Annotated in this window: 13 protein-coding genes; 2 read left to right on the forward strand and 11 right to left on the reverse strand. The window is 65.2% G+C overall.

Annotated features, from left to right (window positions below):
* Positions 1 to 32: 32 nt before the first annotated feature.
* The 5 genes from EGJ22_RS04490 to EGJ22_RS04510 all read right to left on the reverse strand — a co-directional run bounded on the left by EGJ22_RS04490 (position 33) and on the right by EGJ22_RS04510 (position 4,530).
* A complete protein-coding gene (locus EGJ22_RS04490; protein WP_009683359.1) occupies positions 33 to 284 on the reverse strand; it encodes a YfhL family 4Fe-4S dicluster ferredoxin in 252 nt (83 codons plus the stop codon).
* A 102-nt stretch (positions 285 to 386) separates the two neighbouring features.
* Positions 387 to 872 (reverse strand): pantetheine-phosphate adenylyltransferase, encoded by a 486-nt coding sequence (gene coaD / locus EGJ22_RS04495; RefSeq protein WP_009683358.1) that lies wholly within the window; start codon positions 870 to 872, stop codon positions 387 to 389.
* Between the two features lie 112 nt (positions 873 to 984).
* The gene (locus tag EGJ22_RS04500; protein WP_029887463.1) at positions 985 to 2,583 is read right to left on the reverse strand and encodes a GMC family oxidoreductase; all 1,599 of its coding nucleotides are present in this window, start codon (positions 2,581 to 2,583) and stop codon (positions 985 to 987) included.
* Between the two features lie 20 nt (positions 2,584 to 2,603).
* Positions 2,604 to 3,089, reverse strand: a complete 486-nt coding sequence (locus EGJ22_RS04505; protein ID WP_029887462.1) for a hypothetical protein — start codon at positions 3,087 to 3,089, stop codon at positions 2,604 to 2,606.
* 10 nt (positions 3,090 to 3,099) lie between these two features.
* Positions 3,100 to 4,530 (reverse strand): coniferyl aldehyde dehydrogenase, encoded by a 1,431-nt coding sequence (locus tag EGJ22_RS04510; protein WP_125920151.1) that lies wholly within the window; start codon positions 4,528 to 4,530, stop codon positions 3,100 to 3,102.
* A gap of 151 nt (positions 4,531 to 4,681) precedes the next feature.
* Between EGJ22_RS04510 and EGJ22_RS04515 the strand changes: the two genes are divergently transcribed.
* Complete coding sequence (locus EGJ22_RS04515; protein ID WP_029887460.1) at positions 4,682 to 5,347, forward strand: TetR/AcrR family transcriptional regulator; 666 nt, start codon at positions 4,682 to 4,684, stop codon at positions 5,345 to 5,347.
* Positions 5,348 to 5,395: 48 nt separating this feature from the next.
* On the forward strand, positions 5,396 to 6,250 hold the full coding sequence (locus EGJ22_RS04520) for a sulfurtransferase (RefSeq protein ID WP_064314825.1): 855 nt from the start codon (positions 5,396 to 5,398) through the stop codon (positions 6,248 to 6,250).
* Positions 6,251 to 6,283: 33 nt separating this feature from the next.
* On the opposite strand, the gene EGJ22_RS04525 is transcribed toward EGJ22_RS04520, so the two are convergent.
* The 6 genes from EGJ22_RS04525 to EGJ22_RS04550 form a co-directional block, all read right to left on the reverse strand.
* Positions 6,284 to 7,276: a hydrolase gene (locus tag EGJ22_RS04525; protein ID WP_104148220.1), complete on the reverse strand. Its 993-nt coding sequence runs from the start codon at positions 7,274 to 7,276 to the stop codon at positions 6,284 to 6,286.
* 60 nt (positions 7,277 to 7,336) lie between these two features.
* Positions 7,337 to 8,734, reverse strand: coding sequence for a pitrilysin family protein (locus tag EGJ22_RS04530; protein ID WP_029886172.1), 1,398 nt, complete (start codon positions 8,732 to 8,734; stop codon positions 7,337 to 7,339).
* Positions 8,731 to 10,065: a pitrilysin family protein gene (locus EGJ22_RS04535; protein ID WP_029886171.1), complete on the reverse strand. Its 1,335-nt coding sequence runs from the start codon at positions 10,063 to 10,065 to the stop codon at positions 8,731 to 8,733. Before EGJ22_RS04535 ends, EGJ22_RS04530 begins: the two co-directional genes overlap by 4 nt.
* Before the next feature lie 70 nt (positions 10,066 to 10,135).
* On the reverse strand, positions 10,136 to 10,738 hold the full coding sequence (gene rsmD, locus EGJ22_RS04540) for a 16S rRNA (guanine(966)-N(2))-methyltransferase RsmD (RefSeq protein WP_029886170.1): 603 nt from the start codon (positions 10,736 to 10,738) through the stop codon (positions 10,136 to 10,138).
* On the reverse strand, positions 10,738 to 12,228 hold the full coding sequence (locus EGJ22_RS04545) for a pitrilysin family protein (RefSeq protein WP_029886169.1): 1,491 nt from the start codon (positions 12,226 to 12,228) through the stop codon (positions 10,738 to 10,740). Before EGJ22_RS04545 ends, rsmD begins: the two co-directional genes overlap by 1 nt.
* A complete protein-coding gene (locus EGJ22_RS04550; protein ID WP_029886168.1) occupies positions 12,221 to 13,576 on the reverse strand; it encodes a pitrilysin family protein in 1,356 nt (451 codons plus the stop codon). The genes EGJ22_RS04545 and EGJ22_RS04550 overlap by 8 nt, the downstream gene beginning before the upstream one ends.
* Positions 13,577 to 13,690 lie beyond the last annotated feature (114 nt).

The raw sequence follows: 13,690 nt of genomic DNA on the forward strand, positions 1-13,690 counted from the left end.
CGCTCCTACAGAAACCGCGCAGGGCGAAGGGTTCAGGCCTTGCCGGTAATACGCCGGTACTTGGCCATCAATTGCTCTTCGGTTTCCGGGTGCGCCTCATCCAGCGGGATGCAATCGACCGGGCAGACCTGCTGGCACTGCGGCTCGTCGTAATGACCCACGCACTGGGTGCACAGGTTGGGGTCGATCACGTAGATCTCTTCGCCTTGGGAGATGGCCTCGTTCGGGCACTCGGGTTCGCAGACGTCGCAATTGATGCAATCGTCGGTAATGATCAGGGACATGGGGACTCCGGCCGGGGCTCAGCGCCCGGGCATGTTCAACGCAATGGGCACAATTGTGCCGCATTCGCGCCCGCAGTGCACGCGGGCGCGACAATCAGGCGGTCAGGCTTGCTTCTTGAAACGCTCGGTCAGTGCCTCGGCCACCGCAGGGTGGACGAATTTGCTGATATCACCGCCCAATGCGGCGATTTCCCGGACCAGGGTCGAGGAAATGAACGAATAGCGCTCCGAAGGCGTCAGGAACAGGCTCTCGACATCGGGTGCCAGTTGCCGGTTCATGTTCGCCAACTGGAACTCGTATTCGAAGTCGGAAACCGCACGCAGGCCGCGCAGCAACACATTGGCGCCCTGTTCCTTGGCGAAATGCGCCAGCAGCGAAGAGAAGCCGATGACTTCGACATTGGGCAGGTGCTTGGTGACCTCACGGGCGAGCGCGACACGTTGCTCCAGCGGGAACAGCGGGTTTTTCTTCGGGCTGGCCGCCACTGCGATGATCACGTGGTCGAACAGGCGCGAAGCGCGTTCGACCAGGTCGCCGTGGCCTTTGGTAATGGGGTCGAAAGTACCCGGGTACAACACTCGGTTCATCGCGTCATCCTGGCTGGAGTGCGTTGGGGAGTCGGATGGTAGCGCAGCGATGGCGCCCCGGCCAAGTCATGCGGCCGGCTGATGGCACTATAGACAGGGCGTGTATTCGTTGTCATGCGTTGTGTGCCAGGCGGGTAGCCAACGCTTCGCTGAACCTGGCGCTGATGGCATACACCGACAGCTGCGGGTTGGCGCCGATGCTGGTGGGGAACAGCGAGCCGTCGTGAACCGACAGGTTTTCCAGCTGGTGATGGCGGCCCAGGCTGTCGCACACCGCCTGGCGCGGGTCTTCGCCCATGGCGCAACCACCCATCACATGGGCGCTGCCCAGGCGCGTACGGAAAGGCTCCAAAGCTAGGCGGTCGATCATGGCCAAGGCCTGTTCCAGGCTGGCAGCGGCGCTGGCATCGCTGTGCACCGGGGTTACCTCGGCCGCGCCGGCGGCGAACTGGACCTGCGCCATGCTGCGGTAGGCGCGCCGCAAGCCGTCACGCAGGTAGTCGGTGACCGGATAATCGAGCACGGGGGAGCCGTCGCCGCGCAGTTCAACGCTGCCGCCCTGGCTTTGCGGGTGAAACCCGTCGCGCAGCAAGGCCAGCATGACATGGGTATTGGGCAGTGCGGCCATGCGCCGGGCATTGTCCTGGCCATGGCCACCCAGCAGGGTGCTGGCCAGGGCCGGGTGCAGCGGCGGTACTTCGAGCTTGTAGCCCACCGGCCCCTCCGTGCCGTGCTGCCACTGGAAATGGTCGCTGTAGATCGACTGCGGCGCGCCGTAGTAGGGGTCGATGCGCTCGTTGAAGCGTGCGGCGCTGAAGTTGACCAGGTGCAGGAAGGTGCGTTTGCCCAAGCGGCCATGCGGGTCGGGGGCATTGGAGCGCAGCAGCAGGGCCGGGCTGTTGATGCCGCCGCCTGCCAGGATGTAATGGCGCGCGTGTACTGTCACTTGCCGACCTGTCGGGTGGATGCCTTGCGTATCCAGGGCCTGGCAGGTCAGGTGTTGGATGCGCTCGCCGTTGTGGCTGAAGCGCTCGGCCCGGGCCAGGTAAAGCAGCTCGCCGCCCTGTTCGAGGGTGGCGGGAATGCGCGTCACCAGCATCGATTGCTTGGCATTCACCGGGCAACCCATGCCGCAGTAACCCAGGTTCCAGCAGCCGCGCACGTTGCGCGGGATGACTGCCCAGCGATAACCCAGTTGTTCGCAGCCACGGCGCAGCACGTCGTTGTTGGCATTCGGTGGCAAGGCCCAGGGTGTGATCCCCAGCTCCAGTTCCATGCGCTCGAACCAAGGGCGCAGCTCATCTTCGCCGAGCCCTTGTACGCCATGGGTCGAGGCCCAGTGCGCCAGGGTCTGCGGCGGGGTGCGAAAGCTCGACGTCCAGTTCACCAGCGTGGTGCCGCCTACGGCACGGCCTTGCAGGATGGTAATGGCGCCATCCTTGCTCATGCGCCCCAGGCCCTCCTGATAGAGGCTGGCATAGGCTTCGTGCTCCAGCAGCTTGAAGTCGCTGCTGGTCTTCAACGGGCCTTCTTCGATCAGCAAGACCTTGAAGCCCGCGGCGCTGAGCCGCTGTGCGCTGGTGGCGCCGCCGGCACCGCTGCCGATCACGGCGATATCGGCGTGCAGTTGCAGGTCGTGTTCCAGGCGTGAGGCGTCGTGGGTGATCCAGCCGCGGTCGAGGCCTTGGCGAAACGGGTCAGGCACAGGCATTGGCGATGCTCTTGTCGTGTTCAGATTTTCGGTGGGCCGGGGTAGCCGCAGGCGGCCCAGGACTCGGGGCGCTCGTACCAGGCCATTTGCAGCAGTTGCAGCAGCGAGGCATGGCCCATGCGCAGCAGGTTCAGCGAGCTGCCCTGCCAGCGCTGCAGGAAAGCCTCGACCTGGGCGGGCGCGGCCTGGGCCCAGGCCCCCCAGATGCCGGTCAGTGGGCCGCGGGTCAGCGGCAGGCTGAGCACGTCGAACAATTGCCGGGTGAGTTTGAGCATCTCCGGCGACAGCGCTGCCAGCTTGTAATCGAGGCTGCGCAGCACCAGCGTATCGGTGGCCAGCGTGCCGCTGAGCAACACCGGTATCAGCGCACGCAGCAGTGGCAGGTCATCGTGGCGCAGCGCCTGAAACCCCGGCGCGGCCGTTTGTGCGCTGCAGCCCACCAGGCTGGCACCGGCCAGGAAGGTGCTCGCGGCAACGCTGAAACGCAGCAGGTCACGACGGTGCATGGCCCGGGCCTCAGCGGATGAACAACTTGTAGACCAGGCGCTGCAGGGCTTTGCCGTAAGGCGGGTAAATCAGCCGTGCGGCGTTGAAGCGTTGCTTGGCCAGTACCGCCTTGGCCTTGCTGAAGGTCAGGAAGCCTTCGTGGCCGTGGTAGTGCCCCATGCCCGAGGGGCCTATGCCACCGAACGGCAGGTCGTCCTGAGCCACATGCAGCAAGGTGTCGTTCAGGCATACCCCGCCGGAATGGCTGTGCTGCAACACCTGTTGCTGTTCGCCGCGGTCGTAGCCGAAGTAGTACAGCGCCAAGGGCCGCGGGCGCTGGTTGATGTAGGCCAGCGCGTCATCGAGCGTGTCGTAGGGCACCAGCGGCAGCAGCGGGCCGAATATTTCGTCCTGCATGACCTGCATGGTGTCGTTCACTTTGGTCAGCACGTGTGGCGGCAGGCGCCGCCCTTGGCGTGTCTCGTGGGCGTACAGGTCGGTCACCTGCGCACCTTTGCCGCGCGCGTCCTGCAGCAGGTGCTCAAGGCGTGCCAGTTGCCGGGGGTTGATGATGGCGCTGTAGTCAGGGTTGTCGGCAATGCGAGGGTACATGCGCCGTACGGCGGTGCCGTAGGCATCGGCGAAAGCATTCAGGCGCTCGTGCGGCACCAGCACGTAGTCGGGGGCGACGCAGGTCTGGCCGGCGTTGAGCGTCTTGCCGAAGGCGATGCGCTCGGCGGCTGTTTCCAGCGGTACGCTGGCCGACACGATGGCTGGGGATTTGCCGCCCAGTTCCAGGGTCACCGGCGTCAGGTTTTGCGCGGCCGCCAGCATAACCAGGCGGCCTATGCTGGTGGCCCCGGTGAACAGCAAGTGATCGAACGGCAGGCGGGCGAACGCCTGGCCGACCTCGACCTCGCCAAGCACCACACTGACCAGGTCCTCGGGAAACACCCGTTGCAGTAGGGCCTGCAAGGCCTGGCCAGTAGCCGGGGTGGCCTCGCTGAGCTTGAGCATGACCCGGTTGCCAGCGGCCAGGGCACAGGTGAGCGGGCCGATGGCCAGAAACAGCGGGTAATTCCACGGCACGATGATGCCGACCACGCCTAGCGGCTGGTAAAGCACGCGTGCGCTGGCCGGCTGGAATGCCAGCCCCACGGCCCGCCTGGAAGGGCGCATCCAGCGTTGCAGGTGGCGCTCGGCATGGCGTATGCCCTGCACCGAGGGTAGAAGCTCGGCCAGCAACGTTTCATCGGCGCTGCGCCCGCTGAAGTCGGCATCGATTGCTGCGATCAGCTGCTGCTGGTTGGCCAGCAGGGCCTCGCGCAAGCTTTTCAGCCACTGCCGCCGTTGTGTTGCCGGCGGCAGAGGGTTGCCGGCGAACGCCTGGCGCTGGGCGCTGAATGTCGCCTCCAGGGCGTGGTCGGCATGCACGGCAGGCAAGGCGATGGGCGAGGTCACGGCGGTCTCCTGGCTGAGCTTGAGGTTTCTAGAGTCTATACTCTAATTTCTGCGTTGGCGCGAGTATTACCCTTGCAGAGACCGGTGTATCAGCCGGGTGAATCGCCGTAAGATGAACCTTTATCAACGCCTGCAGACTGGGAGCTTGAGCATGGCCCCGCGCATGAAGACCCGAGAGCGCATCGTGCAGAACAGCCTGGAGCTGTTCAACCAGCAGGGCGAGAGATGCGTCAGTACCAACCACATTGCCGCACACATGGAAATTTCGCCCGGCAACCTGTATTACCACTTCCCTAACAAGCAGGCGATCATCGCGGTGTTGTTCAGCCAGTACGAAGAACTGGTGGACAGTTTCCTGCGCCCGCCGCAGGGGCGTGCGGCGACCGTGGAAGACAAGCGGTTCTACCTCAAGGCGCTATTGGCGGCGATGTGGAACTACCGCTTCCTGCACCGCGACCTGGAGCATCTGCTGGACAGCGATGCCGAACTGGCCGCCCGCTACCGGCGCTTCTCCGAGCGCTGCCTGCGCCAGGGCCAGGCGATCTATCGCGGCTTCGTCGAGGCAGGCATCCTGGCCATGGCGCCGGCGCAGATCGAATCGCTGACCATCAACGCCTGGATCGTGCTGACCTCTTGGGTACGCTTTCTCAGCACCACCCGCGAGCACTCCGCGCACCTGGGTGAAGAAGCCTTCATGCGCGGCGTCTACCAGGTACTGGTGCTAGAGCTGGGTTTCGTCACCGACAGTGCCCGCCACGCGGTGGACGCGCTGTGCCAGGAATTTCAGGTACCGTTCAACCAGGCCCTGGAGCTGTAGCCCGGGGCGCCAGTGTCATTGCTTTGTGCCATTGATCAGGAGATTGTCATGCCCCTTGCGCAATTGATCACCCCGCAACAATTGGCCGAGCGTCTGGGCTCGCCCAAATCGGTGATCCTCGACTGCCGCTTTGCCCTTGAAGATGTCGACTATGGTCAACGCAGCTATGCGCAAGGGCATATAGCCGGTGCGCATTTTGCCGACCTGGACCGCGATCTCAGCGGGCCGGTGAGCAAGGGGCGTACCGGGCGCCACCCGTTGCCCGATGCGCAGCGGCTGGTCGAGCGCTTGCGTGAGTGGGGTGTGGACAACGACAGCGAAGTGGTGCTGTACGACGACGGCCCCGGCGCCTTTGCTGCCCGTGCCTGGTGGCTGCTGGTCTGGTTGGGCAAGCGCAGCGGCGTGGCGATCCTCGACGGTGGCCTGAAGGCCTGGCATGCAGCGCACCTGCCCCTGAGCCTGGACCCTGCACCCAAGCGCCAAGGCACGTTCAGCGGCAAGCCAGACCCCGCGCTGCTGATCGATGCCGACCACCTGGCCAAGCGCTTGGGCAATGCAGACCTGACCCTGATCGATGCGCGGGCATTGCCGCGTTTTCGCGGCGAGGTGGAGCCCATCGACCCGGTGGCAGGGCATATCCCCGGCGCGCAGTGCGCGGCGTTTACTGACAACCTGGGGCCTGACGGGCGCTTTTTGCCGGCCGATCAGCTCAGGCAGCGCTTTGCCGAAAAGCTGGCCGGGCGGGCACCGGAGCACGTGGTGTCTTACTGCGGTTCGGGGGTGACGGCATGTCACAACCTGTTTGCACTGGCGCTGGCAGGCTACCCGCTGGGCAAGCTGTATGCCGGGTCGTGGAGTGAGTGGATCACTGATCCGGAGCATGGGGTGGCCACCGGCGAATAGGTACGTCTGCCGCGAGCAGGGCATGGAGGGACGTTACTGGCCCTCCACCAGCCACTGCGGAATCCGCCGTTCCAGGTAGTACCCGGGCCTGCGCAGGCTGCCATCGACAAAGCCCACATGGCCGCCGCGGCGGTGCAGCTCGAAACGGGTCTGGGGGGCCAGTTCCCGCGCGGTCGGCAAGCTGTGGCTGGACACGAACGGGTCGTCACTGGACTGAATGATCAGCGTTGGCGTGCGGTTCTGGCCAAGAAAGAAGTGGCTCGATGAGCGGCGATAGTAGTCGTGCACATCGCGAAAACCGTTCAAGGGTGCCGTGACCTTGCCGTCGAACTCCCAGAACGTGCGCAGGTTGCTCAGCTGGCCCAGGCGTTCGAGTTCGGCCAACCGGTCATGCTGGCCCTGGGCATGGAAGTGCCGCTGCTTGAGTTGTACATACGCCAGCATTTCGCGCATGAAGTGCGCCTGGTACACCTTGGAAAATCCCTGGCCGATGCGGTCTGCGCAGTGGTCCAGACGAAACGGTACCGAGACCGCTACCGCAGCCTCCAGCTGGCTGGCGACGCCGCTTTCACCCAGGTATTTCAACAACACATTGCCGCCCAGCGAATAACCCACCGCATACAGCGGTGCCAGTGGGCGCTGGGCGCGCAGGTGGCCGATGATCTCCGCCAGGTCTTCGCTGGCGCCGGAGTGATAGCTTCGGGGCAACAGGTTGGGTTCGCCCGAGCAGCCGCGCCAGTTCACCGCCACGCTGGCCCAGCCCCGCGCTTGCAGGGTTTGCTGCAAGCCCTTCACATAGGGTGAGTCAGAGGAACCGGTCAGCCCGTGCAACACCAGTACCAGCGGCGCCTGCGGCTGGTGCGGGCCATGCCAGTCCAGGTCGATGAAGTCGCCATCAGCCAGCCACAGGCGCTCGCGGTTGCGCGCAAGCGCTGGCAGCTTGCGCCACAGGGGGCCCCACAATGTTTGCAGATGCGGGTTGGACAGGCCGATGGCCGGACGGAAAGGGGCGCTGAAGCTAGGCATGCTGGGCGACTCGTGATGTGCCGGCCTAGAGTGCCACGAAACAGCGCCTTTGTACCTGCGCTATTGGTCGAGCGCGGTCGGTTTGGGTAATGGCAATTGCTCGGTAACCGGGCCGCTGGTGACGAATACCTGTGGGGCCTGCAACCAGACTTGCGCCGCTTCACGCAGGTTGGCAGGCGTAAGCGCCGACAGTCTAGCGAGGAAGGTGCCCAGGTGGTCTGGCGCCAAGCCCTGGTGGCTGTAGGTGGCCAAGGCCTGGGCCATTCTCGCGCGGTCTGCCAGGCTGTCGTGCAGTTTACCGGCGATCTGGTTCACCGCCATGTCGCATTCGGCCTGGCTGGGGCCGTGTTCACGCAGGCATGCCAGAATCGCCGACACCAGCGCGCCAGAGGCATCCCGGTACTGGGGGGCGATATCCCAGTGGATCTGCAACTGGCTGGCGGCATCCAGCGGCCTCAGGTCGCAGGAGATGGCGTAGGTGAGGTTGCGCAGGGTGCGCAATTCCTGGGTAAGGCGCGACTCGTAGCTACTGCCCAGGATTGCGTTGAGCAGATACAGGGCCGGGAACACCGGATCCTGGGCCGATACGTTCGTTGCAAGGGTGAGCGTTGCCTGGGTGGTACTGCTGGCCGCAGCGAGATTCAGGTCCAATGCCTGGTAGTCGGGAACCGATGGCGTGCGTTGCGCCGCCCAGCCTTGCGGCAGGGCCCGGACCAGGTCGTCGACAAGCTGCCGTGCTTCCTCGCGGGTCAGGTTGCCCACCAGGCCGATGTCGAGGTTGTTGGCCGAATACGCCTGTTGGTGGAACGCCCGGATCTGGTCATCGCCAATGCTGGCGATAGTCTGCGCTGTCAGGGTGGCCGCGTAGGGGTGGCCGCTGAAGATATGCGCGGTGGCCGCCTTGGTAATCCGCAGCAGCGGATGGTTGCCATACCTGGCCTGGCTGAATACGAGCCGTTCGCCGATTTTGGCCACATCGCCCGCGCGCAATGCCGGGCGGGCCAGCATCTCGGTCAGCAGTTGCATCGCGCTGTCGCGCAGTGCCGGCAGGCTCAGGGCGCGCAGGGTGACAAGGGCGCTGTCGTCGCTGATCCTCCTGCCCAGGATGGCGCCGAAACCGGCCATATCCTCGGCGAACCGCGTGGCGTCGAGTTGCCCGGTGCCTTGGTCGAGGCTGTACAGCACAAGTGCCGCAAGCCCAGGGTGGGCGCCGTCGAGTACGCTGCCTGCGCGAAAGCGTAATGCCAGGTCGAACATGGGCCGGTCATGGCGTGCGAGGAAGCTGACGCGGGTGCCTTCTGCCGTTCGCCAGTGCTCAGGGTGGGCCTGCAGGTCTGGAATGTGGCCAAGGTCGATACCCTGTGCCGAGCGCAGGTTGGCCATGGCCGCCAAGGCGGTGTCGTCAGCCGGGCCGTTGCACGTCAGCGGCAAGGGGGTTGGGGAGGGTACCTGGATCATGCTGTTGCTCCTGGCTGAAGGTAGCTGGTGGTCAACCGTTCGCGCCCCAGGTAGGCAAGTGCCACTTGCTGCACCTGTTGGCTGTCGAGGTCGCGGATGATCTGGATGTCTTGGTCCACGGCCGCGACGGCGATGCCGGCAGCGGCGGCCTCGCCGATTCGCTCGGCTTGGGCCACCTGGCTGTCAGTGAACAGGCGGCGGGCAAGCATGCGCAATTTCGCGCGTTCAAGCTCAGCAGTGGGCACCGCAGTGTTGCGCAGTGCTTCGAGGTGCTGGCAAACAGCGTGTGCAGCCTGTTCTGGCGTGCTGTTCATGCTGTTCACGTACGCTGACAGGGTCAGCAGCGTGTCACCCTGCAACAAGGGCTGATAGGTGATGCTGATGCCGGTGAGCAGGCGTTTGTCGCGCACCAGGTCACTGTAGAGCCTGGCGCTGAACCCCTCGGCCAGCACCTCGCGGATCAACGCGAGGGCAGGGGCGGTGACTGCATCCGCTGCGGTGGCCCTGCTCGGAACGTTGAACGACATGAACAGCCCTTCGCGTAACCCGGGCAGGCTCACGGTTTGCGTGCGCGCCTGCAGCGGCTGGTCTTGCCGTGGTACGGGGCGCTTCGGCACTGGCGCGCTCGGCAGGCCGGCGAAGTGCTGCTCTACCTGGGTGCGCAGGGTTGCCAGATCGATGCCGCCAACCACCACCAGCGTGGCGTTGTTGGGCCGGTACCAGGTTGCATACCAGGTTCGCAGCGTTTCCAGTCCTATATCGGCAAGGTCGGCCAGGGAACCGAAGCTCGGTTGCCCGTAGGCATTGCCGCCATGGGCCAGCGCCAGGTGAAGGTCGTACGCCTGTTGGTCTGGGTGGTTGTCCAACTTGAGGCGCCTTTCGTCCTCGACGGCTTTCTTTTCCCGGTCCAGTTCTGCCTGGCCGAAGGTCGCGCTGTTCATGGCATCGGCCATGATCTCCAATGCGATTGGCAGTCGAGCGACCGGCAGCGTTATCTCATACGCCGTCGCCTCTCCATGGGTGCTGGCATTGGCGTTGCCGCCCAGGCGGGCGATCACTCGCGAGTATTGGCCGGCGGCAAGTTTGCTGCTGCCTTCGAAAATCAGGTGTTCCAGGAGGTGGGACAGGTTGCTGTGGCCCGCGGGCTCATCGCTGGAACCCACGTGATACCAGAGTTGCACGGCGGCCAGCTGGCTGGTGTGGTCTGGCCGCAGGTAGACGGACAAACCGTTGCTCAGGGTGAAGTGCTGCAGTGGCAAAGGGGCGGCTGAAGCCACAGATGCCAGTCCTGCCGAGACCTGGTCGAGGGTGACGGGCGCAGGTGAAGTCATCGCTGAAGTGCTCCGGTTGTGTGAACCGCAACAGCTTCAGCGAAATGGCACCCTAGGCAGCGCTACATAGTTAGCCCCGCTGCCACAGCGCGTAATACACCTGGCCGGTTTTTTTCTCGCGATGCAAACGCCAGTTGCCGGGCAGTTGCAGGGCCGACGGCGCGGCTTCGCTCTCGGTGTAGACCCAGGCTTGCTCGCTGAGCCACTGGTGCTGCTCCAGCAGGTTGCAGGTGTTGGCCAGCAGGCCCTGGTGGAATGGCGGGTCGAGGAACACCACGTCGAACTGCTGCTTGGCCGGGTGCTGCAGGTAGCGCAGGGCATCGGTTTGCAGGATTTGCCCGCGCGGGCAGCGGAGGATTTCCAGGTTGTTTTTCAGGTTGGCGATGGCCGCCGGGTTGCTGTCCAGTGCCACGGCGTCTGCGGCGCCGCGGGACAGGGCTTCGAGCACGAGGGCGCCACTGCCGGTGAAGGCGTCCAGTACCCGAGCGCCCTCGATGTAGGGCGCCAGCCAGTTGAAGACGGTTTCGCGCACACGGTCGGGCGTTGGCCGCAGGCCTTCACCTTCCGGCACCGCCAGGCGACGGCTGCGCCACTCGCCGGCGATGATGCGCAGGTGGCCCTGGCCCTTGCTTTGCCCGGTTTGTGGGCGGGCGGGAGGGGTGGATCTTGGCATTAGTGCTCCGGTACCCCGAGCGGCTGCTCGGAGGGCTTGTCAGTGGGTGCTGGCAGCGGTTTCTGTGGCACTTTCGGGCCAACGGTGACGATCACCAGTTTATCGGCTGACAGGTGTTTGTTCATGGCGGCCTTGACCTGCTCGACAGTGAGGGCCTGGGACTGCTGCATGAAGTCCTCCAGCCAGGTCAGCGGCAAGTTGTAGAAGCCGATGGCGCCCAGCTGGCCGACGATGCTGGCATTGCTGGCATTGGACAACGGGAAGCTGCCGGCCAGTTCGCGCTTGGCATCGTCCAGCTCCTGCTGGGTGGGGCCGGTCTTGAGGTAATCGGCGAGAATGCCCTGCACCAGCTTGAGCGTGCCCTCGCTGAGTTCGGCACGGGTTTGCAGGTTGATCATGAACGGGCCGCGCACCTGCATCGGGCTGAATACCGAGTAAACGCCGTACGTCAGGCCGCGTTTTTCCCGCACTTCGCTCATCAGCCGGGTACCGAAAGCACCGCCGCCGAGGATCTGGTTACCCAGCGACAGTGCAGGCCAGTCCGGGTCCTGGCGGTCGATGCCAAGCTCGGCCAGCATCAGGTGGGTCTGCTTGGACGGGAAATCGATGTGGGTCAGGCCGGGCTTGGCTTCGGCCGGCTGCGCCGGCGCGGGCAGCGCCGGGCCTTTGGGTAGCCCGGCGGACACCTGGGCGGCGATGGCTTCGGCTTCGGTGCGGCTGAGGTCGCCGACCAGGGCGATCACGGCGTTGCCACCGGTGTAGGCCTTGGCATGGAAGGCGCGCAGTTGGGCCAGGCCGATGCCGTTGATGCTTTCGGCAGTGCCATCGCTGGGGTGGGCGTAGGGGTGGTCGCCATAGAGGTTGGTGAACAGCGCTTTGCCAGCGATTTTGCCAGGGTTCTGCTTCTCGTACTCGAAGCCGGCCAGCATCTGGTTCTTGATGCGCTTGAGCGCGTCTTCAGGGAAGCTCGGCTTGCCGGCGACCTCGGTGAACAGCTTGAGCGCCGGCTCGCGCTTGTCCTTGGCGCTGAGGCTGCGCAGCGAGGCCACGGCCATGTCACGGTAGGAGCCGTTGCCAAAGTCTGCACCCAGGCTCTCGAAGCCTTCGGCGATGGCGGTCACGTCCTTGCCGGCCACGCCTTCGTTGAGCATGGCGTTGGTCAATGCAGCCAGGCCTGGCGTGCCGCCGTCCTGGCTGCTGCCGGCGGCAAAGGTCACGCGCAGGTCGAACATCGGCAGCTCGCGCGCCTCGACGAACAGCACCCGTGCCCCTTCGGCGGTGTTCCAGTGCTGGATGTTCAGCTGGCGCCGGCTCGGCGCCTTGCCGTCCAGCTCGGCCAGCGACTGCAGGGTGTTGGCCGGCCGGGCCGCGGTGTTGTCGGCTTTGGCGGCGTTGTCGGCCAGGGCCGGGGCAGCCAGCACCGCTGCCAGCGCCAGGGCGCGGATACCGGTGGCCAACAGGGTTGGGCGTGGTGCGCGACGATCACTCATGAGCGGACTCCTCGGGCAGTACATGGGCAACGCTCAGGCGTTCGCGGGTGAAATAGGTGCGCGCGGCGTTCTGGATGTCCTGCGGGGTAACGCGCTTGAGCTCGTCCAGTTCGCTGTCAATCAGCTTCCAGGACAGGCCGACGGTTTCCAGTTGGCCGATGGTGGTGGCCTGGCTGCTGATGGAGTCGCGGTCATAGACCAGGCCGGCGATAACCTGGGCGCGTACGCGCTCCAGTTCTTCGGCGCTGGGCGGGGTGGTCTTGAGTTCGTCGAGCAGTTGCCACACGCCCTTCTCGACGTCGGCCAGGGTTTTCTGCTTCTGAACGTTCGGCGTGGCCGAAATCAGGAACAGGCTGTCGCCACGGGTAAAGGCGTTGTAGCTGGATGAAGCACCGGCCACCAGCTCCTGGCCACGCTCCAGGCGCGCCGGCATGCGGGCGCTGTAGCCGCCGTCGAGCAGCGCCGAGATCAGGCGCAGGGCGTGTACGGTGCGGGGGTCCTTGGCCGTGGCCAGGCCGGGCACGTTGAACCCGTAGATCAGGCTCGGCAGTTGCGTGCGCACGTGCAGGGTCAGCTGGCGCTGGCCGGGTTCTGCGAGCTCAAGTGGCAGCTTGGCCGGTGGCACGGTGCGCTTCGGAATGCTGCCGAAGTACTTCTGGGCCAGGCCTTTGACCTCGTCGGGGGTGACATCGCCGACCACTACCAGCGTGGCATTGTTGGGGGCATACCAGGACTCGTACCAGTGGCGCAGTTCCTCGACCTTCATGCGCTCCAGGTCGGCCATCCAGCCGATGGTCGGGGTATGGTAGCCGCTGGCAGGGTAGGCCATGGCGCGGAACAGCTCGAAGGCCTTTGCAGTGGGCTGATCGTCGGTACGCAGGCGGCGCTCTTCCTTGATGACCTCGATTTCCTTGCTGAATTCGTCGGCTGGCAGGCGCAGGCTGGCCAGGCGGTCGGCCTCCAGTTCCAGGGCTACGGGCAGGCGGTCACGCGCCAGCACCTGGTAGTAGGCGGTGTAGTCGTCGCTGGTGAAGGCGTTCTCTTCGGCGCCCAGGTCGCGCAGCACGCGTGAAGCTTCGCCGGGGCCGAGCTTGGCGCTCCCCTTGAACATCATGTGCTCCAGGGCGTGCGACAGGCCGGTCTGGCCCGGGGTTTCGTAGCTGGAACCGACCTTGTACCAGATCTGCGAGACCACCACCGGGGCGCGGTGGTCTTCACGCACCACGACCTTGAGGCCGTTGTCGAGGATGAATTCGTGGGTGGGTTGCACATCGGCGGCGAAGGCCGCGAGCGGCAGGCAGAGCGTGCCGAGCAACAGGCCAGCGGCGCGGCGGGCTAGAGCATTCATACGGTGTTTAACCTGTTCGGCGGCCCGCTGGGTTTAGCGTCGACGGGCCAGGAGGTGCTAGGATACTGATCCGGTTGCCTGGCGACCATGCCTGTCGCCGTTCTGGCCCACAGG

This window comes from Pseudomonas sp. p99-361 (assembly GCF_003935475.1).
Classification (GTDB): Bacteria; Pseudomonadota; Gammaproteobacteria; order Pseudomonadales; family Pseudomonadaceae; genus Aquipseudomonas; species Aquipseudomonas juntendi.

Excerpts from the sequence above, each read along its gene's own strand:
- EGJ22_RS04490 (WP_009683359.1), bottom strand. The coding sequence starts at position 284 with ATGTCCCTGATCATTACCGACGATTGCATCAATTGCGACGTCTGCGAA.
- EGJ22_RS04535 (WP_029886171.1), bottom strand. The coding sequence starts at position 10,065 with ATGACTTCACCTGCGCCCGTCACCCTCGACCAGGTCTCGGCAGGACTG.
- EGJ22_RS04545 (WP_029886169.1), bottom strand. The coding sequence starts at position 12,228 with ATGAGTGATCGTCGCGCACCACGCCCAACCCTGTTGGCCACCGGTATC.
- EGJ22_RS04525 (WP_104148220.1), bottom strand. The coding sequence starts at position 7,276 with ATGCCTAGCTTCAGCGCCCCTTTCCGTCCGGCCATCGGCCTGTCCAAC.
- EGJ22_RS04500 (WP_029887463.1), bottom strand. The coding sequence starts at position 2,583 with ATGCCTGTGCCTGACCCGTTTCGCCAAGGCCTCGACCGCGGCTGGATC.
- EGJ22_RS04505 (WP_029887462.1), bottom strand. The coding sequence starts at position 3,089 with ATGCACCGTCGTGACCTGCTGCGTTTCAGCGTTGCCGCGAGCACCTTC.
- EGJ22_RS04515 (WP_029887460.1), top strand. The coding sequence starts at position 4,682 with ATGGCCCCGCGCATGAAGACCCGAGAGCGCATCGTGCAGAACAGCCTG.
- EGJ22_RS04530 (WP_029886172.1), bottom strand. The coding sequence starts at position 8,734 with ATGATCCAGGTACCCTCCCCAACCCCCTTGCCGCTGACGTGCAACGGC.
- rsmD (WP_029886170.1), bottom strand. The coding sequence starts at position 10,738 with ATGCCAAGATCCACCCCTCCCGCCCGCCCACAAACCGGGCAAAGCAAG.
- coaD (WP_009683358.1), bottom strand. The coding sequence starts at position 872 with ATGAACCGAGTGTTGTACCCGGGTACTTTCGACCCCATTACCAAAGGC.
- EGJ22_RS04550 (WP_029886168.1), bottom strand. The coding sequence starts at position 13,576 with ATGAATGCTCTAGCCCGCCGCGCCGCTGGCCTGTTGCTCGGCACGCTC.
- EGJ22_RS04520 (WP_064314825.1), top strand. The coding sequence starts at position 5,396 with ATGCCCCTTGCGCAATTGATCACCCCGCAACAATTGGCCGAGCGTCTG.